Below are 17,763 nucleotides of genomic sequence, written 5' to 3' on the forward strand. Positions count from 1 at the left end.
TCACGACGCTAACAAACCGGAATCGCCATCGCTCCATGTGCTAAACAGTATCTCAGCCAGTCGGCTAAGAACTGGTTAATTTGATGCTTTTCGTCGCGTTGATGCAACTTTTTATTAGGATAATCATACCGCGCTTTGAAGCGAAAAATCTGCTGACTCGAACACACTTCGGCCACCATCGCGTCATGATACAGGCGTACCGTCATGGACGGTAAACTCCAGTAGCTCACCGCCGGCGCGGTTTGCTCAATCGACACCAGTGTAGTGTAGCGGGTCGACTCGACGATAGTTAGCCGGTACTGCGCACTGCCCACCTGGTAGCCCGCCATATCGCCCACTGCATCGGTTCGAGGCAGCAGGCGGCGCAACTGGGCAAAATTGGTTTCACACAGGCGCATCATTTCAGGGAAGTCAGGCGTATAACGCTTCATTTTGACCACTCATTACGTAAATTGTGATAGTGCAGCTGCAGCCATTGCAGCGCGATGACAGAAGCTGCGTTGTCGATTTTCCCTTCTTCTACCCACTGATAGGCCTGCTCCCTGCTGACCACATGAACCCGAATATCCTCATTTTCATCCGCCAGGCCGTGGATGCCTTTTGCCGTCGTCGCATCGACTTCCCCCACCAGAATCGACAGCCTCTCGCTGGTGCCGCCGGGGCTGGCCAGATAGCTCAGAACCGGTTTTGTCCGGCCGACTTCAAGGCCCGCCTCCTCCACCGCTTCACGGCGGGCGACCTCCTCGGGCGTTTCGCCTTCTTCAATCATGCCGGCAACCATTTCGAGCAGCCACGGGCTCTCGCTGGTATCATAGGCGGCAATGCGAATCTGCTCGACCAGCACAACTTCATCACGTATCGGGTCAAAGGGTAGCAAGACGGCGGCGTGCCCGCGCTCAAAAATTTCGCGCGTCACTTCGCCGCTCATCCCGCCGTTGAACAGACGGTGGCGAAAGCGGTATAAATCCAGCGAAAAAAAACCACGATAAAGCGTTTCGCGTGCAATAATTTCTACATCGTTTTTAGCGAAGGTAATTCCCTGCTTGTTGGGCTTGCTCATTGTCGGTGTCCTGCGAATTCGAAAGTAGGGATTTATAAGCCGTTTGGCTACCGTTTTACAGTCCGTATGTTAGATTGGTGCAAATTACCGCCGGATGGCACGTAACGCCAACTTTTTACGGCGACAGACTCTATACAATCAGCAGATATATTTAGCTTTTGGGCAGCGCTTTATGCTTCACAACAAGGAATGCAAATGAAGAAATTTTTCCCCATCCTTATCGGCCTGGGCCTGACTGGCTTCAGCGCCATAAGCCAGGCAGAAAACCTGATGCAGGTTTATCAGCAGGCGCGCATCAGCAACCCTGACCTGCGTAAATCAGCAGCCGATCGTGATGCTGCATTCGAAAAGATCAACGAAGCACGTAGCCCGTTACTGCCTCAGCTCGGTCTGGGTGCAGATTATACTTATACCAACGGCTATCGCGACACCAATGGCCAGGACTCCAACGTCACCAGCGGATCGCTGCAGCTCACGCAAACGCTGTTCGATATGTCAAAATGGCGCGCCCTGACGCTGCAGGAAAAAGCGGCCGGTATTCAGGACGTCACCTATCAGACCGATCAGCAGACGCTGATTCTGAACACCGCCACGGCCTACTTTAACGTGCTGAGCGCCATCGATACGCTCTCCTATACCGAAGCGCAGAAGCAGGCGATCTATCGTCAGTTGGATCAGACCACTCAGCGTTTTAACGTGGGCCTGGTTGCCATTACCGACGTGCAGAACGCCCGTTCCCAGTACGACTCCGTGCTGGCCAACGAAGTCACCGCGCGTAACAACCTCGACAACGCGGTTGAATCGCTGCGTCAGGTGACCGGCAACTACTACCCGCAGCTGTCGTCGCTGAACGTTGACGGCTTCAAAACCAACAAGCCGGAAACGGTGAACGCGCTGCTGAAGGAAGCGGAAAACCGCAACCTCTCGCTGCTGCAGGCTCGCCTGAACCAGGACCTGGCGCGTGAACAGATTCGCCAGGCGCAGGATGGCCACATGCCGACGCTGGATTTAAACGCCTCTACCGGCGTATCCAACTCCAGATATAGCGGTTCCAATAATTCGACGCCAGACAACGATGCCGGCCAGAACAAAATCGGCCTGAGCTTCTCGCTGCCGCTGTATCAGGGCGGGATGGTTAACTCGCAGGTGAAACAGGCGCAGTACAACTTCGTCGGCGCCAGCGAGCAGTTGGAAAGCTCGCACCGCACCGTGGTGCAGACCGTTCGCTCATCCTTTAATAACATCAACGCCTCTATCAGCAGCATCAATGCCTACAAACAGGCCGTGGTCTCTGCCCAGAGCTCCCTTGATGCGATGGAAGCCGGCTATTCCGTTGGTACACGTACCATCGTTGACGTGCTGGATGCGACAACTACGCTGTACAACGCCAAGCAGCAGCTCTCAAGCGCGCGTTATAACTATCTGATTAACCAGCTGAACATCAAGTCCGCGCTCGGTACGCTGAACGAGCAGGATCTGGTTGCGTTGAACAATACGCTGGGCAAACCTGTCGCGACCTCACCGGATAGCGTTGCGCCGGAAACCCCGCAGCAGGACGCCAGCGCAGACGGCTACGCCAGCAGCGCGGCGCCAGCGGCTAAACCGGCAGCCGTTCACACCACGAAAACCAACAGCGCGAATCCTTTCCGCCAATAACCTTCGTTGCGTCATAGCGCTCCGCTAAGCGGAGCGCTAAACGTAAGGCAACGTAAAGATCCCCTCCTTTCCCCTCCTTTCCGTCCCTGGTCGCTTCATTTTCCACCACTCATCCTCTATCCTGAGCGTTAACAAACCGCCATACCACTGGGTCCAGGAAGACAAAAATGAAACGGACAAAAAATATTAATCATGCCTCCTTCCGCAAAAGCTGGAGCGCTCGCCATCTGACGCCGGTCGCGCTCGCCGTGACGGCCGTCTTTATGCTCGCCGGCTGCGAAAAAACCGACGAGACGGTTTCTCTGTATCAAAATGCCGATGACTGCTCTGCGGCCAACCCTGGCAAAGGCGCAGAGTGCACCACCGCCTTTAATAACGCGACCAAAGAAGCTGAACGTACCGCGCCAAAATACGCCACCCGTGAAGATTGCGTGGCGGAGTTCGGTGAAGGCCAGTGCCAACAAACGCCGGCTCAGGCAGGCGTAGCGCCGGAAAACCAGGCTCAGGCACAAAGCAGCGGCAGCTTCTGGATGCCGCTGATGGCCGGCTACATGATGGGCCGCATGATGGGCGGCGGCATGGGCGCGCAGCAGCCGCTGTTCAGCTCGAAAAACCCGGCCAGCCCGGCCTATGGTCAGTACACCGATGCCGGTGGCAAGAGCTACGGCGCAGCGCAGCCGGGTCGTTCTATGAACGTACCTAAGACGGCGATGGCGCCAAAACCTGCGACCACCAGCACCGTTACCCGTGGCGGCTTCGGCGAGTCGGTGGCGAAACAGTCCACCATGCAGCGTAGCGCCGCAGGTACCACCTCATCCAAACGCTCAATGGGCGGCTAAAACTCATGGAAAGAATCAGCATCACGGAGCGCCCGGACTGGCGCGAAAAAGCGAGCGAATATGGCTTTAGCTTTCATACCATGTACGGCGAGCCGTACTGGAGCGAAGAGGCCTATTACAAGCTGACCCTGGCGCAGGTTGAGAAACTGGAAGACGTTACCGCCGAGCTGCATCAGATGTGCCTGCAGGCGGTAGAAACCGTGATCGGCAGCGATGATCTGATGGCTAAATTCCGCATCCCCAAACACACCTGGGGCTTCGTGCGTCAATCGTGGAAAACCAACCAGCCGTCGCTCTATTCGCGCCTCGACCTGGCGTGGGACGGCGTTGGCGAGCCCAAGCTGCTGGAGAACAACGCCGATACGCCAACCTCGCTGTATGAGGCGGCGTTCTTTCAGTGGATTTGGCTGGAAGATCAGCTCAACGCCGGCCAGCTGCCGGCAGGCAGCGACCAGTTCAACAGCCTGCAGGAAAAGCTGATTGAGCGCTTTACCGAGCTCCGGGAACAGTTTGGCTTCCAGCTGCTGCATATGGCGTGCTGCCGCGATACCGAAGAGGATCGCGGTACCGTACAGTATCTGCAGGACTGCGCGGCCGAAGCCGGCGTCGCCACCGAATTCCTCTTTGTCGAAGATATCGGCCTCGGCGAAAAGGGCCAGTTTACCGACGTTCAGGATCAGGTCATCGGCAATCTGTTCAAGCTTTATCCGTGGGAGTATATGCTGCGCGAGGTCTTCTCCACCAAGCTGGAAGACGCCGGCGTACGCTGGCTTGAACCTGCATGGAAGAGCATTATCTCCAACAAAGCGCTACTGCCGCTGCTGTGGAAGATGTTCCCGAATCACCCTAACCTGCTGGCATCCTGGTTCAGCGAAGACGCGCATCCCGAAATGGAGAAATACGTCATCAAGCCGATTTTCTCCCGCGAAGGCGCAAACGTGTCGATCGTTGAAAACGGCAAGGTGGTGGAAGCGGTCGAAGGCCCGTACGGTGAAGAAGGTACCATCGTGCAGGAGTTCTATCCGCTGCCGAAGTTTGGCGATAGCTATACGCTGATCGGCAGCTGGCTGATCAACGATAAGCCAGCCGGGATCGGCGTTCGCGAAGACCGGGCGCTGATCACCCAGGATCTTTCACGCTTCTATCCGCATATTTTTGTCGAGTAGTCTCCTGCCCCGGCAGCATTACGCCTGCCGGGGCATCTGCACTTTCCCGCTACGCGCCGACCAGCACTGACAGCATGCTTAGCGACCCCATTTCCATTCCTTCTACCGGCACGGAAATCGGCTCTTCACCGTCCCAGGCACCCAGCACGTACAGCAGCGGCAGGAAGTGTTCCGCCGTCGGGTTTGAGAGCGATCCGCCCTCGTGCGCCAGATAGTTCACCAGCGGGTGTTCCTCCGTCGGCCCTTTCCAGGCCAGGTTCGTTTTCACATACTCGTTAAACGATTCCGCCCAGGGATACGGCGTGCTTTCGCCATGCCAGCGCGCCGTGCGCAGGTTATGCACCACGTTACCGCTCGCAATCAGCATAATGCCTTCATCGCGCAACGCCGCCAGCCTGCGCCCCATCTCGAGGTGCCAGGCCGCCGGCTTGCTGCTGTCGATGCTCAGCTGCACCATCGGAATATCGGCATCCGGATACATTTTGATAAGCACGCCCCACGAGCCGTGGTCGAAGCCCCAGGCTTCTTTATCCAGCGTCACCGGCACGGGTGCCAGCAGCTCCACCAGGCGCTGCGCCAGCTCAGGAGAGCCCGGAGCCGGATAGTGCGTATCGTACAGCGCCTGCGGGAAGCCGCCAAAATCGTGGATCGTTTTCGGTGCTTCCATCGCCGTGACGCCGGTACCGCGCGTAAACCAGTGGGCGGAGACCACCACAATCGCCCGCGGACGCGGTAGCGTTTCGCCCAGATGCCGCCAGGCGCGGGTATAGATGTTATCTTCCAGCACGTTCATCGGGCTGCCGTGGCCTAAAAACAACGCTGGCATTCGGGTAAGGGACATGATGATATCCTTGAGTAGAGGAGATTTAATGTCTTCACATTACGCGTTTTTGCATCAGGATAAACTCAGATAAGCATGATGATCATCATCAGAAAATTTGAATGTAAGCCGCGGTAAAGGCGTCATTTCCCTCTCGCTGCCATCGGGTAAGATGGATATTATGAATGATAATCATTATCAAAGGAGCTGAATGATGTCATCCCCTCTCATATTGACCCTGCTGGCCGGTAGCGCCACCTTTATCGGCGCGATTTTCGGCGTACTGGGCCAGAAACCGTCCAACCGTCTGCTGGGTTTTTCTCTCGGTTTCGCCGCCGGGATCATGCTGCTTATTTCGCTTATGGAGATGCTGCCCGCCGCGCTGAACGCCGAGGGGATGTCGGCGCTGCTCGGTTACGGCATGTTTGTTATCGGCCTGCTGGGCTACTTTGCGCTGGACCGTATGCTGCCGCACGCTCATCCGCAGGATCTGATGTCGCCCGGCGTCCCGCGCCCGCGCAATCTGCGCCGCGCCGCCATTCTGCTAACCCTCGGTATCAGCCTGCATAACTTCCCGGAGGGCATCGCCACCTTTGTGACGGCCAGCAATAACCTGGAGCTGGGTATGGGCGTCGCGCTGGCGGTCGCCCTGCATAACATTCCGGAAGGGCTGGCGGTTGCCGGCCCGGTGTATGCCGCAACGGGTTCGCGCCGCAAGGCGGTTTTCTGGGCCGGACTCTCCGGAATGGCCGAGATCCTCGGCGGCCTGCTGGCCTGGCTGATCCTCGGCAGTCTGGTATCGCCGGTGGTGATGGGCGCCATTATGGCCGCCGTCGCCGGGATTATGGTGGCGCTGTCGGTGGATGAGCTCATGCCGCTGGCAAAAGAGATCGATCCGCAAAGCAACCCAAGCTATGGCGTGCTGTGCGGTATGTCGGTGATGGGATTTAGCCTCGTGGCCCTGCAGGCGATGGGCATTGGCTAGCGCCAAAAACAACAAAGCCCACGGTTAAGTGGGCTTTAGAGTACAGCGAAGCCGGCTTAGCTGGCTTTACGCTCGTGCTCGCGGCGATAGGCCACCAGATCTTCAATGGTGACCACGGCCATATTGTGCTGCTGAGCAAATTCGATGCACTGCGGCGCGCGGGCCATCGAGCCATCGTCGTTAGTCAGCTCACACAGAACCCCCGCCGGCTTGAAGCCTGCGAGAGTCACCAGATCGATAGTGGCTTCGGTGTGGCCGCCGCGGGTCAGCACGCCGCCCGCCTGGGCGCGCAGCGGGAATACGTGGCCAGGGCGATTCAGGTCAGAAGGTTTTGCGCCATCGGCAATCGCGGCGCGCACGGTGGTGACGCGGTCGGCCGCGGATACGCCGGTCGTGACGCCTTCTGCGGCTTCGATGGTCACGGTGAAGCCGGTACCGTAGGCGCTGGTGTTATTTTCCACCATCATCGGCAGGTCGAGCTGCTTGCGGCGTTCATCGGTCAGGCACAGGCAAACAATACCGCTGCCGTGGCGAATAGTTAGCGCCATCTGCTCAACGGTCATGGTTTCGGCGGCGAAAATCATATCGCCTTCATTTTCACGGTCTTCATCGTCAAGTACCATCACACCGCGGCCTTCGCGCAGTGCATTTAACGCGTGTTCTACGCGTTCAAAAGCGGTACCAAAAGAGGAAAGGAGCGTCTGATTCATGGTAAAAAAACCTCATTAAAATTATGGTTACCAGAATCAGGGCAGTCTTAGGAGTGCCGGTTAAGCGGCAAAAAAGTCAACGCAAGCGGATCGCAATCCGACTGAGCCGTTACTCTCTCCCATCCGGACTCTAACCGTCGGCCCCGGAATTACACCGGATCTGCTGACCTTTTTGCTTTCGCAAAAAGCGCTCGCGGGCTTTCAACGCTAGGGTTGATTTACCGCCGGTGGGGAATTTCGCCCCGCCCTGAGAATAAGCAAAGTAACTATAACGCTATTGATTATCCTCGGCAATGCATAAGCTTCAAACATTTCTGGTTTATAGGCGGCGCCGATCGCACTACAATGGACGGTAAATCGACCAGAGCAGGAAACCATCATGATTGACCCGAAAAAAATTGAACAAATCGCCCGCCAGGTCCATGAATCGATGCCGAAAGGCCTTCGTGACCTTGGGGAAGACGTCGAGAAAAAGATCCGTCAGGTGCTCCAGTCGCAGCTGACCCGCCTCGATCTGGTCAGCCGTGAAGAGTTTGACGTGCAGACTCAGGTGCTGCTGCGCACGCGCGAAAAGCTGGCGCTACTCGAACAGCGCATTAGCGATCTGGAAAGCCGAACGGCCGCGCCGAGCGTCGAAGAGAAGCAGTAAAAAAACGGGCCATCAGGCCCGTTGTTGTATCAGTGTTCCAGCTCTGTCGCCGGCGTCTCTGGCTGGCTAACCTGACGACAGTAGAGCGCATAGCGCTGGCAAAACCATTCACGATGATCCTCATCCATATTGCCGACAATGGCCTCGAGATCGACGACGTGGCCCTGCGCGTGCATCCTGGCAAAGCTCAGCGCCAGAAAGTCAAAATTCTTCATTGAATACAGTTCGTTATGGTTCATCCGCATACTCCTTCAGCTGTGGGTGTTCTGAGTGGTCATATGCTTTACTGACTTCAGTATTTATCCTTACGTTAACTTTTTTTGCGCGAAAAATGCGCAAAACAAGAACAATTATTGCGCTGAATCATTTCCGCCATCAATTAAATAAAAAAGGCCCGCGATCGGACGATCGCAGGCCTCTTTAAGTACGGCTTTCTCGCTACCTTTCCGGCCGCACGATGCTTACCGGGACGATGGTCGAGCCGCCGCTCGGCGGGGAAATATTACTTCCCGCTATCTTTCTGGATCTTTTTGATAATGTTGGTGGTCGAACAGCCATCTTCAAAATTGAGCACCAGCACTTCGCCGCCGTTTGCCCAGACCTCTTCGCTCCCGGCGATCTGTTCCGGCTTATAGTCCCCGCCCTTCACCAGCAGATCCGGCAGGATCCCGGCGATCAGGCGCTGCGGGGTGTCCTCTTCGAAAGAGACCACCCAGTCAACGGCCTCCAGCGCGCCCAGGACAATCATCCGCTGCTCCAGCGGGTTCACCGGACGGGACTCCCCTTTCAGACGTTTTGTCGACGCATCGCTGTTAACCGCCACAATCAGGCGATCGCCCAGCTTGCGCGCGTTTGCCAGATACGAAACGTGGCCCGCGTGCAGGATGTCAAACACGCCGTTGGTCATCACCACTTTCTCACCGCGCTTGCGCGCCGCGGCCACCGCCTGCTTGAGCTCTTCTTCATTCATCACGCCAAAACCGGTCTCAGCGCGCCCGCGCACCGCGTTTTCCAGCTCAATCGGCGAAACGGTTGAGGTCCCCAGCTTGCCGACAACCACGCCGGCCGCCGCGTTGGCGAAATAGCACGCCTCTTCCAGCGTATTGCCTGAGGCGAGGGTCGCCGCCAGTACGCCAATCACCGTATCGCCGGCACCGGTGACGTCATACACTTCCTGCGCCTGGGTTGGCATATGCAGCGGCGGTTTGCCCGGCTGCAGCAGCGTCATGCCCTGCTCGGAGCGGGTCACCAGCAGCGCAGAGAGTTCAAAATCAGCAATAATCTTCAGGCCGCGCTCAACGATTTCCGCTTCGTCCTTACATTTCCCCGCCACCGCTTCAAACTCAGAGAGGTTCGGGGTCAGCAGGGTGGCGCCGCGATAGCGCTCGAATTCGGTGCCTTTCGGATCGATCAGCACCGGTACGCCCGCATCCCGCGCCAGCTTAATCATCGTCTGCACGCTGGCCAGCGCGCCTTTCGCATAGTCAGACAGAACCAGCGCCCCGATAGAGCCCAGCGCCTGCTGAATGCGCTCGTGCATCGGCTGCGGATCGACGCCGGAAAAGCCCTCTTCAAAATCGAGGCGGATCAGCTGCTGGTTGCGCGACAGCACGCGCAGCTTGGTGATGGTGGGGTGGGTCGGCACCGAAACGAAGTCGCACTTCACGTTGACGTCGGCCAGCGCTTTACTCAGCGCGCGGGCGGCATCGTCAATCCCGGTCAGGCCCACCAGCCGCGAGGTTGCACCGAGCGACGCGATGTTCATCGCGACGTTTGCCGCGCCGCCGGGACGCTCTTCGATATTTTCCACTTTCACCACCGGCACCGGGGCTTCAGGGGAAATACGGCTGGTGGGACCATACCAGTAGCGGTCCAGCATCACATCGCCAACCACCAACACTCCTGCTCGTTCAAACTCCGGCAGCGTTACTTTCATTACTCTCTCCTGCGAGATGCAAACTTTGCGCGCGATAATAGCACACCCGGTTTTTTAGTTAAGCCATCAACCACTTCTGCCAGCTGGCGCTAACCTGCTCACGTTCACGAGCAAAGGCCTCCGGCGCGACGTTGCCCGGCAGCTCCTGCAGCGCCAGATGGTGCAGCGCATCGCGCAGCGTGGTGTAGGCATGGGTCAACGCCCGGGCCTCTTCTTCATCCATAATGTCGTTCTGTGCCAGCAGCTCCAGAATGCGCACGTTATCGGACCAGCGCGTCAGCTTCGGCTTGTCGTGGGCATAGCGTAAGACCAGATACTGGGTGATAAATTCAATATCGGTGATCCCGCCGGCATCGGCTTTAATATCAAAGCGATCGCGCTGCTTATTGCCAAGATGGGCGCGCATTTTTTCGCGCATTTCCCGCACCTCGGTCTGCAAAGTCGCCCCCTCGCGCTGGCGGGTAAGGATCGCGCGGCGGATCTCATCAAACCGGGTCTGCAGCTCGGGATCGCCGTAGACCACCCGCGCGCGGACCAGCGCCTGATGTTCCCAGGTCCAGGCTTCATTTTGCTGATAGTCGGCGAAGGAATCGGTGGTGGTGACCAGCATGCCCGCAGCGCCCGACGGACGCAGGCGGGCATCCACTTCATAGAGGATCCCTGAAGAGGTGCGGGTGCTGAAGAGATGCATAATGCGCTGCGCCAGCCGCAGATAGAACTGGCGGCCGTCAATCTCGCGTTCGCCGTCGGTCATGGCCTCCTGCGGGCAATCATGGAGGAATACCAGATCCAAATCGGAGCTGTAGCCCAGCTCCCAGCCGCCCAGCTTGCCGTAGCCGACGACGGCAAAGCCGCGCCCCTGACGGTCGCGCAGGTGCGTCGGCTGGCCATAGCGCGCCACCATCTGCATCCACGCCTGCTGGACCACCGCATCGATCATCGCCTCGGCCAGCCAGGTTAAGTGATCGCTCACTCTCATCACCGGCAGCGTGCCGGCGATATCCGCGGCGGCAATATGCAGCAGCTGCGCCTGCTTGAACTGGCGCAGCGCCTCCAGCTGCTGCTCTTCGTCCTCTTCCGGTACGCGCAGTAAATACTGGCGCAGCTCATCGCGATAGGCGTCGGTCGCCGTCGGCTGATAGAGCGTATTGGGGTCCAGCAGTTCGTCCAGCAGCAGCGGGTGGCGCGCCAGCTGGCTGGCGACCATCGGCGAGGCGGCGCACAGGGAGATCAGGTGCTTGAGCGCGCCGGGGTATTCGCTGAGCAGCTCAAGATAGGTCGTGCGGGTCACGATGCCGGTCAGCAGCGGCGTAATGCGCGCCAGCGGCACTGGCGCATCCGCGCGCGAGCACACTTCGCTGAGCAGATGCGGCATCAGCTGATCCAGCACCTGCCGCCCGCGCGGGCCAATGGTGCGCCTGTCGAGCTCTTTGCGGAAATCGGCGATCAGCGCCAGCACGCTGCGCCGATCGGTATCATCGAGGTGCGCCAGCGCCGGGCTGGTGTCATCCTCCTCCAGCGCGTCCTGCCACAGCTCGCGCCAGTACTCGGCAAGCTGTTCATCCGGCGACTGCGCTTCGTCATCGCCAATCAGATCGTTGAATACCCGCCTGACGCTGGCCATTTTCTCTTCCAGCTGCGCGCTGAGCGTCGCCCAGTCGGCAACGTGCATTCCCCACGCCAGGCGAGCGCGGTTGAGCTCATCCTGCGGCAGAGTTTGCGTCTGCTCATCGTTGATGCTTTGCAGCAGGTTTTCGAGACGACGTAAAAACAGGTAGGCCTCGCGCAGCCGGGAAGCATCGCCTTCCGTCAGCAGATGCAGCTCCTCGATAGCCGCCAGGGTTGGCAGCAGCGCCCGCAGCTGCAGCGCAGGCTCGCGGCCGCCGCGGATCAGCTGAAATACCTGGACGATAAATTCAATTTCGCGGATCCCGCCGGCGCCGAGCTTGATATTGTCCTTCAGCCCGCGGCGGCGAACCTCGCGGGCAATCATCCCTTTCATATTACGCAGCGACTGGATCACGCTGAAGTCAATGTAGCGGCGGAAGACGAACGGCCGCAGCATGGCGCGCAGCTCGCTGGCATAGATGCCTTCGTTATCGCCCATGATCCGCGCCTTAACCATCGCATAGCGCTCCCAGTCTCGCCCCTGCTCCTGGTAGTAATCCTCCAGCGCGGCGAAGCTCAGCACCAGCGGGCCGCTGTCGCCAAACGGGCGCAGGCGCATATCGACGCGGTAGACAAAGCCGTCCTGGGTGGCCTGATCGAGGGCCTTAATTAAACGCTGGCCGAGGCGGGTAAAGAACTGGGCGTTATCCAGCTCGCGGCGCCCGCCGCGGGTTGCGCCGTGCTCCGGCCAGGCAAAAATCAGGTCGATATCGGAAGAGAAGTTGAGCTCTCCTCCGCCGAGTTTACCCATCCCGAGGATCAGCAGCGGCTGCGGCTTGCCTTCGGCGCTGCAGGGCGTTCCCCACTCCCGGCAGCAGGCGGCATATAGCCAGTCCCTGGCGGCGACAATCAGCGTCTCCGCCAGCGCGCTAAGCTGCTGCAAACTACTCTCTTCGCTGACCAGCGACAGCGCCTGCGCCCAGGCGATGCGCACCATAATCCGGCGGCGGAACAGGCGCAGCTCGCGCATCAGCGCCGCTTCGTCATTCACCTCCGCCAGCGCCGCCTGCAGCCAGTCGGCATAGTGACGCCACTCATCCGCTTCCGGCGGCGAGCTCTCCAGCTCAGCCAGCCACTGCGGCTGGGCGATCAGGCTCTGCTCGACAAAATCGCTGAACGCCATAACCGACTGCGCCTGCGGACTTAACGTGGATAATGGAAAATCCGCTGGTAGTCGGTCTACAACCGTCTGCCAGTGCTGCTGTAACTGCGAAGAAAGCGGCATTATAGGGGTCTCCCTGGCCTGAAATTATCGTTTTCCACTATGCAGCCAGAACGGTTCCGCGGCCAGCGCCTGGCGACGGAAATATTCAATGACGCTGCTGTCCCGATGCTCAACGGCCCGGCGAAGCTCTTTCCAGTTTTCCAGCCACGGCGATGCGGCCTCGGCGTAAGCGCCGGCTAACAGCTGAACAGTGTCGATTTCGCGCGCCAGCCGCGGAAGCTGACCTTCATATTCGTCGCCCAGCGACTGCAGGAAGGTATTTTTTAATTCTGCCGCCGCCCGCGAAAGCTGAATATCGGCAAAGCGTTTAAAAGAACCGGCAATTTTCTTCTGCCCATTCTCGTTGAGGAACTCGCGCCAGCCGCGGCTTACCAGCCATTCCGTCAGCATCAGCTTCGCTCTCACTGCGGCAATGCTGAACAGCGCCGCCTGCGCATTTTCGGCCTCTGACAGCGCCGCTTCCGCTGCGCTCAGCTGCTCGCGCAGCGCCGCGCTGGCTTTACGCGGTACGATGCCGCCAAACAGCGCCAGCGTATGGCGCAGGCGGGCAATCGCGCGCAGAATTTCGCCTTTTGCCGCCGGGTTGCCGCGGCTCAAGACTTCATCATGATAGAGCCAGTGTGCCAGGGCATTTTCCAGCGCCGCCTCCATTCCCTGCTCGACGCTGGCCTTCGCGATGGCCGGCAGGATATCCAGCGCGATCGGCGGCCGTTCGCCGTTGCCCTGGGCCAGATGGTAGCCTCGCGCCGCCTTGCTCAGGCTTCCCTGACGCAGCCCGCCGGTATCCAGCAGACCACGGGCGAGGGCCAGGAGATCGGCGGTATTGCCGGACAACAGCTCCAGCTCCAGTTCACAAATCGCTTCCTGATGCTCACCGGCCTTTACCTCGCCGCGATCGAGGGCGATCTCAATCTGGCTATCGCCTTCGCTGACCACCCATTTTTCACGTTCAAAATCAGTGCTGAAGAGCGGCTGTACGCTGTTCTCCAGCTCGGCAGGCAGTTCGCCCTGCGGCCAGACTTCCGCCGGCAGCAGGCTCAGGGCCAGCTCCGGTTTCTCCAGCGGGATGTTGTACTCCGGGCGCTGATGCAGCCCACCCACCACTCGTCCGGCAATTTTCAGCGTCATTTCGTAACGACCGCGATCGCCGCGAATACGCAGCCCCATATCGTGACGACGCAGCCAGTTATCCGCCGTTTCATAATAAATATTGAGCAGCTGTCCTGCGGGCGTATGCTGCGCATTGAGCGTATTAAGGTGCTGACGCAGTGTTTCCACACCGCTGTCGGAGACGATAAATTTTAATTCGATTTCTTGCGCCATAACTGAATTCTTCCGCTTCTGTGCTCTGCAGGGAAAATACGGCGAACTAACGCCGATATTTCTTGTCAGTAGATAATATTTTGCGGCGAATCGCCATGCAATGCGCAATTTGCCGGGCCACCTCCTGGATGTTTCCGATTGTGGCGGAAAACTTTGCGTCGCTATGGTGATGCCACTACTATCGTTCAACTTTTTATGACCAAACGATGACCTGATGCCTAAATTACGCCTGATTACGATAACTTTGCTGGCGCTTAGCGCCGCTACGGCGGTTCATGCAGAAGAAAAACGCTATGTTTCTGATGAACTGAACACCTGGGTCCGCACCGGTCCTGGCGATAATTATCGCCTCCAGGGAACCATTAATGCCGGGGAGCAGGTCTCTCTGCTGCAGACCAACGACAGCACCAACTACGCCCAGATCCGCGACGGCAACGGCCGTACCGCCTGGATCCCGCTAAAAGAGCTGAGCAACGAGCCCAGCCTGCGCACCCGCGTACCGGATCTCGAAAATCAGGTTAAGACCCTGACCGATAAGCTTAATAACATCGACACCACCTGGAACCAGCGCACTGCAGACATGCAGAAAAAGGTCGCCGGGAGCGATAACGCCATTAACGCCCTGAAAGATGAGAACCAGAAGCTGAAAAATGAGCTGGTTGTCGCGCAGAAAAAGGTCAATGCCGCTAATCTGCAGCTTGATGATAAGCAGCGCACCATCATTATGCAGTGGTTTATGTACGGCGGCGGCGTGCTGGGCGTCGGCCTGCTGCTTGGTCTGGTGCTGCCGCACCTGATCCCGAGCCGCAAGCGTAAAGATCGGTGGATGAACTAATTCGTCTTCTCTGCCAGACTTACGTATCATCCAGCGCAAAGTGGATACGGGAGAAGCAGGCGTGAAGATTTATTTGGTCGGCGGTGCCGTCCGGGATGCATTACTCGGACTACCGGTCAAAGACAGAGATTGGGTGGTGGTGGGTGCCGCGCCCTCAGAGCTGCTTGACGCGGGCTACCAGCAGGTAGGCCGCGATTTTCCCGTGTTCCTGCACCCGCAAAGCCGGGAAGAGTACGCCCTGGCGCGAACCGAGCGTAAGTCAGGCGCCGGCTACACCGGCTTCACCTGCTACGCCGCGCCCGACGTCACCCTCGAACAGGATTTGCTCCGCCGCGACCTGACGGTTAACGCCCTGGCCCAGGACTCAGACGGCCAGATTATCGACCCCTACGGCGGCCAGTCCGATCTGCGCCAGCGCCTGCTGCGCCACGTTTCACCGGCCTTTAGCGAAGATCCGCTGCGCGTTTTGCGCGTCGCGCGCTTTGCCGCCCGCTACGCCCATCTCGGGTTCCGCATTGCGGATGACACCATGGCGCTGATGCGCGCGATGGCCGATGCCGGCGAGCTGGCGCACCTGACGCCGGAGCGGGTATGGAAAGAGACCGAGAGCGCGCTGGGCACCCGCAATCCGCAGGTCTTTTTCCAGACCCTGCGCGACTGCCGCGCGCTCGGCGTGCTGTTCCCGGAAATCGAGGCGCTGTACGGCGTCCCCGCACCGGCCAAATGGCACCCGGAAATCGACACCGGCCTGCATACCCTGATGACCCTGAGCATGGCGGCCATGCTGTCGCCGGAAATCGACGTGCGTTTCGCGACCCTGTGTCACGATCTGGGCAAAGGGCTGACGCCAAAAGAGCTCTGGCCACGTCATCACGGCCACGGGCTGGCCGGCGTCAAGCTGGTCGAGCAGCTTTGCGCCCGCCTGCGCGTCCCGAATGAGATCCGCGACCTGGCGAAGCTGGTCGCCGAATTTCACGATCTGATTCATACCCTGCCGATTCTACAGCCCAAAACCCTGGTCAAGCTGTTCGACAGCATCGACGCCTGGCGCAAGCCGCAGCGGGTGGAGAAAATTGCCCTCACCAGCGAAGCCGACGTCCGCGGCCGAACCGGCTTCGAGGCCTGCGACTATCCGCAGGGGCGCCTGCTACTTGAAGCGTGGCATGTCGCTCAGTCGGTATCGACGAAAGAGGTGGTAGCACAAGGGTTTAAAGGGCCGGAGATTCGCGAGGAGCTGACGCGTCGGCGTATTCTGGCGATCGCGCAGTGGAAGGAAGAACGCTGCCCTCAGCCAAAAGACTGAGGGCCAGGGTCTTAGAAGAAGACCACGTAAACAACTGCCGCCACGATAAAGCGGTAGATTGCGAACGGAATAAACGAAATACGTTTAATCAGCTGCAGGAAGGTTTTAATCGCAATCAGCGCCACGATAAACGCCATAATAAAGCCGACGGCAAACATCGGAATATCGCTGGCGTTCAGGAAGCCGATGCTTTTATAAACGTCCAGCACGGTGGCGCCCATCATCATCGGTACTGCCAGCAGGAACGAGAACTCAGAGGCCGCATAGCGGCTCACGCCCATCAGCATACCGCCGGAAATCGTCGCGCCGGAGCGAGAAAAGCCCGGCCACAGCGCCAGGCACTGGAAGCAGCCAATCACGAACGCCTGACGATAGGTCATATCGTCAACGGCTACCGCGCGCGGCTCCTTCGGCTTCAGCACCTCAGCGGCAATCAGCAGCACGCCGCCGACAATCAGCGCGTACATCACGTTTATCGGGTTGAACAGCGACTTAATGGTATCGTGGAATATCAGGCCCAGCACCACCGCCGGGATCATCCCCAGCAGAATATGGATAAGCGATAAGCGACCGCTGCCCTGCCCTTCATGCACAGGTGGTTTACCGAAATGAATACCGATCAGGCCAAACAAACGACGCCAGAACATCACGACAACGGCAAGAATTGAACCTAACTGAATGACCACCTCAAATGTATTTGCAGTATCACCTTCAAACCCCAGTAAATGGCCAACAATAATCATATGACCGGTACTGGAAACAGGTAAAAACTCTGTCAAACCTTCAACCACACCCAATATTGCCGCCACCAGCAGCGAGTGTATATCGCTCATCCCATAAACCCTTTAAAAGTAAAATGAAAAAACCAGGCACTACGAGCCATGCCATCAGGCGTCATTGGGGCAGCCAGTTTGGCCTCGGACAGCGCGTCAATTCCGGAGCGTACACGGAGTACGTGAGGAATTCGAGCCCCGTTCGAGGAGAAGATGGCAAATAAATAACCTGATGGCCGGCACTAAGACCTGTATAAGCCCAAATTGTTTAATCAATATGACCTGAAAAGTTTTGTTTCAGATTAAGGCCACGCTCAATGATGACGCCGACGTTGGCCGCGCGGGCAATCGCTCCCGGCTTGCTGACTTTAATCCGCACCCACGGCGAGGAAAATTTTGCCAGCAGCAGATCGGCAATCTCTTCGGCGACGCGCTCTACCAGCGCAAAGCGCCCCCCCTCAACGTGGTTGATAACCAGCTCGCTAATATCGGCATAGCTAAGGCAATCGCTCACATCATCGCTGGACGCCGCTTTACGGTTATCCCACGCCATTTCGATATCGAACACCAGCTTCTGTTCGATGGTTTGTTCCCAGTCATAAACACCGATAGTGGTGATTACCGAAAGTTGCTCTATAAATACAATATCCATCACGACCTGCCTGCTTTTTGGCTAAACCGGATACCACTTCCGGCGAATTATGCGTATTATCCACAGATGCAAAGACATCCCCTAAATAATTTGCGTTGCAGGAAGGCGGCGGCGCAGCGAGCTTCCGGGAGCATAGCATCACTATGTATCCGGGCGCGCGAGG

At 58.3% G+C, this 17,763-nt stretch carries 17 protein-coding genes and 1 riboswitch; of the genes, 7 read left to right on the plus strand and 10 right to left on the minus strand.

The annotated features are described in order from the left end of the window. Window positions 1–8: 8 nt before the first annotated feature. On the minus strand, window positions 9–431 hold the full coding sequence (locus tag RTE01_RS18705) for a DUF1249 family protein (RefSeq protein WP_041147275.1): 423 nt from the start codon (window positions 429–431) through the stop codon (window positions 9–11). Next, window positions 428–1,060, minus strand: coding sequence for an ADP-ribose diphosphatase (nudF, locus tag RTE01_RS18710; protein ID WP_041147276.1), 633 nt, complete (start codon window positions 1,058–1,060; stop codon window positions 428–430). Before nudF ends, RTE01_RS18705 begins: the two co-directional genes overlap by 4 nt. A gap of 195 nt (window positions 1,061–1,255) precedes the next feature. Between nudF and tolC the strand changes: the two genes are divergently transcribed. From tolC to RTE01_RS18725, 3 genes are all read left to right on the plus strand, one after another. Continuing rightward, window positions 1,256–2,716, plus strand: a complete 1,461-nt coding sequence (tolC, locus tag RTE01_RS18715) for an outer membrane channel protein TolC (protein WP_134527796.1) — start codon at window positions 1,256–1,258, stop codon at window positions 2,714–2,716. Between the two features lie 167 nt (window positions 2,717–2,883). Continuing rightward, a complete protein-coding gene (locus tag RTE01_RS18720; protein WP_041147278.1) occupies window positions 2,884–3,555 on the plus strand; it encodes a DUF1190 family protein in 672 nt (223 codons plus the stop codon). Between the two features lie 5 nt (window positions 3,556–3,560). Next, on the plus strand, window positions 3,561–4,721 hold the full coding sequence (locus tag RTE01_RS18725; RefSeq protein WP_134527799.1) for a glutathionylspermidine synthase family protein: 1,161 nt from the start codon (window positions 3,561–3,563) through the stop codon (window positions 4,719–4,721). A gap of 49 nt (window positions 4,722–4,770) precedes the next feature. On the opposite strand, the gene ygiD is transcribed toward RTE01_RS18725, so the two are convergent. Further along, a complete protein-coding gene (ygiD, locus tag RTE01_RS18730; protein ID WP_041147280.1) occupies window positions 4,771–5,562 on the minus strand; it encodes a 4,5-DOPA-extradiol-dioxygenase in 792 nt (263 codons plus the stop codon). A 193-nt stretch (window positions 5,563–5,755) separates the two neighbouring features. On the opposite strand from ygiD, the gene zupT reads away from it, so the two are divergent. Beyond that, window positions 5,756–6,526: a zinc transporter ZupT gene (gene zupT / locus RTE01_RS18735; RefSeq protein ID WP_041147281.1), complete on the plus strand. Its 771-nt coding sequence runs from the start codon at window positions 5,756–5,758 to the stop codon at window positions 6,524–6,526. A gap of 56 nt (window positions 6,527–6,582) precedes the next feature. Here zupT and ribB read toward each other — a convergent pair whose 3' ends face one another. Beyond that, window positions 6,583–7,236, minus strand: a complete 654-nt coding sequence (gene ribB, locus RTE01_RS18740; protein WP_045856843.1) for a 3,4-dihydroxy-2-butanone-4-phosphate synthase — start codon at window positions 7,234–7,236, stop codon at window positions 6,583–6,585. A 107-nt stretch (window positions 7,237–7,343) separates the two neighbouring features. Further along, window positions 7,344–7,495, minus strand: a riboswitch (FMN riboswitch). A 120-nt stretch (window positions 7,496–7,615) separates the two neighbouring features. Here ribB and ubiK point away from each other — a divergent pair. Beyond that, window positions 7,616–7,885, plus strand: a complete 270-nt coding sequence (gene ubiK, locus RTE01_RS18745) for a ubiquinone biosynthesis accessory factor UbiK (protein ID WP_041147283.1) — start codon at window positions 7,616–7,618, stop codon at window positions 7,883–7,885. Between the two features lie 29 nt (window positions 7,886–7,914). On the opposite strand, the gene glgS is transcribed toward ubiK, so the two are convergent. The 4 genes from glgS to RTE01_RS18765 all read right to left on the minus strand — a co-directional run bounded on the left by glgS (window position 7,915) and on the right by RTE01_RS18765 (window position 14,037). Then, on the minus strand, window positions 7,915–8,124 hold the full coding sequence (glgS, locus tag RTE01_RS18750; RefSeq protein WP_115191857.1) for a cell surface composition regulator GlgS: 210 nt from the start codon (window positions 8,122–8,124) through the stop codon (window positions 7,915–7,917). 263 nt (window positions 8,125–8,387) lie between these two features. Next, window positions 8,388–9,821: a bifunctional D-glycero-beta-D-manno-heptose-7-phosphate kinase/D-glycero-beta-D-manno-heptose 1-phosphate adenylyltransferase HldE gene (gene hldE, locus RTE01_RS18755; RefSeq protein WP_076946620.1), complete on the minus strand. Its 1,434-nt coding sequence runs from the start codon at window positions 9,819–9,821 to the stop codon at window positions 8,388–8,390. Window positions 9,822–9,879: 58 nt separating this feature from the next. Beyond that, the gene (gene glnE / locus RTE01_RS18760; protein ID WP_166793792.1) at window positions 9,880–12,717 is read right to left on the minus strand and encodes a bifunctional [glutamate--ammonia ligase]-adenylyl-L-tyrosine phosphorylase/[glutamate--ammonia-ligase] adenylyltransferase; all 2,838 of its coding nucleotides are present in this window, start codon (window positions 12,715–12,717) and stop codon (window positions 9,880–9,882) included. Between the two features lie 21 nt (window positions 12,718–12,738). Then, the gene (locus tag RTE01_RS18765) at window positions 12,739–14,037 is read right to left on the minus strand and encodes a CYTH domain-containing protein (RefSeq protein WP_134527805.1); all 1,299 of its coding nucleotides are present in this window, start codon (window positions 14,035–14,037) and stop codon (window positions 12,739–12,741) included. Between the two features lie 214 nt (window positions 14,038–14,251). Here RTE01_RS18765 and RTE01_RS18770 point away from each other — a divergent pair, with 214 nt between their 5' ends. Both RTE01_RS18770 and RTE01_RS18775 read left to right on the plus strand, forming a co-directional pair. Beyond that, window positions 14,252–14,872, plus strand: coding sequence for a TIGR04211 family SH3 domain-containing protein (locus RTE01_RS18770; protein WP_041147288.1), 621 nt, complete (start codon window positions 14,252–14,254; stop codon window positions 14,870–14,872). Between the two features lie 61 nt (window positions 14,873–14,933). Then, window positions 14,934–16,175 carry a multifunctional CCA addition/repair protein gene (locus tag RTE01_RS18775; RefSeq protein WP_041147289.1) on the plus strand — a complete coding sequence of 414 codons (1,242 nt, stop codon included), beginning with the start codon at window positions 14,934–14,936 and terminating at the stop codon, window positions 16,173–16,175. An 11-nt stretch (window positions 16,176–16,186) separates the two neighbouring features. Here RTE01_RS18775 and bacA read toward each other — a convergent pair whose 3' ends face one another. Together bacA and folB are read right to left on the minus strand one after the other, a co-directional pair. Beyond that, a complete protein-coding gene (bacA, locus tag RTE01_RS18780; protein ID WP_041147290.1) occupies window positions 16,187–17,008 on the minus strand; it encodes an undecaprenyl-diphosphate phosphatase in 822 nt (273 codons plus the stop codon). Between the two features lie 208 nt (window positions 17,009–17,216). After that, a complete protein-coding gene (gene folB, locus RTE01_RS18785) occupies window positions 17,217–17,600 on the minus strand; it encodes a bifunctional dihydroneopterin aldolase/7,8-dihydroneopterin epimerase (protein ID WP_041147291.1) in 384 nt (127 codons plus the stop codon). Between the last annotated feature and the right edge of the window lie 163 nt (window positions 17,601–17,763).

It is taken from the genome of Klebsiella terrigena, assembly GCF_006539725.1.
Classification (GTDB): domain Bacteria; phylum Pseudomonadota; class Gammaproteobacteria; order Enterobacterales; family Enterobacteriaceae; genus Klebsiella; species Klebsiella terrigena.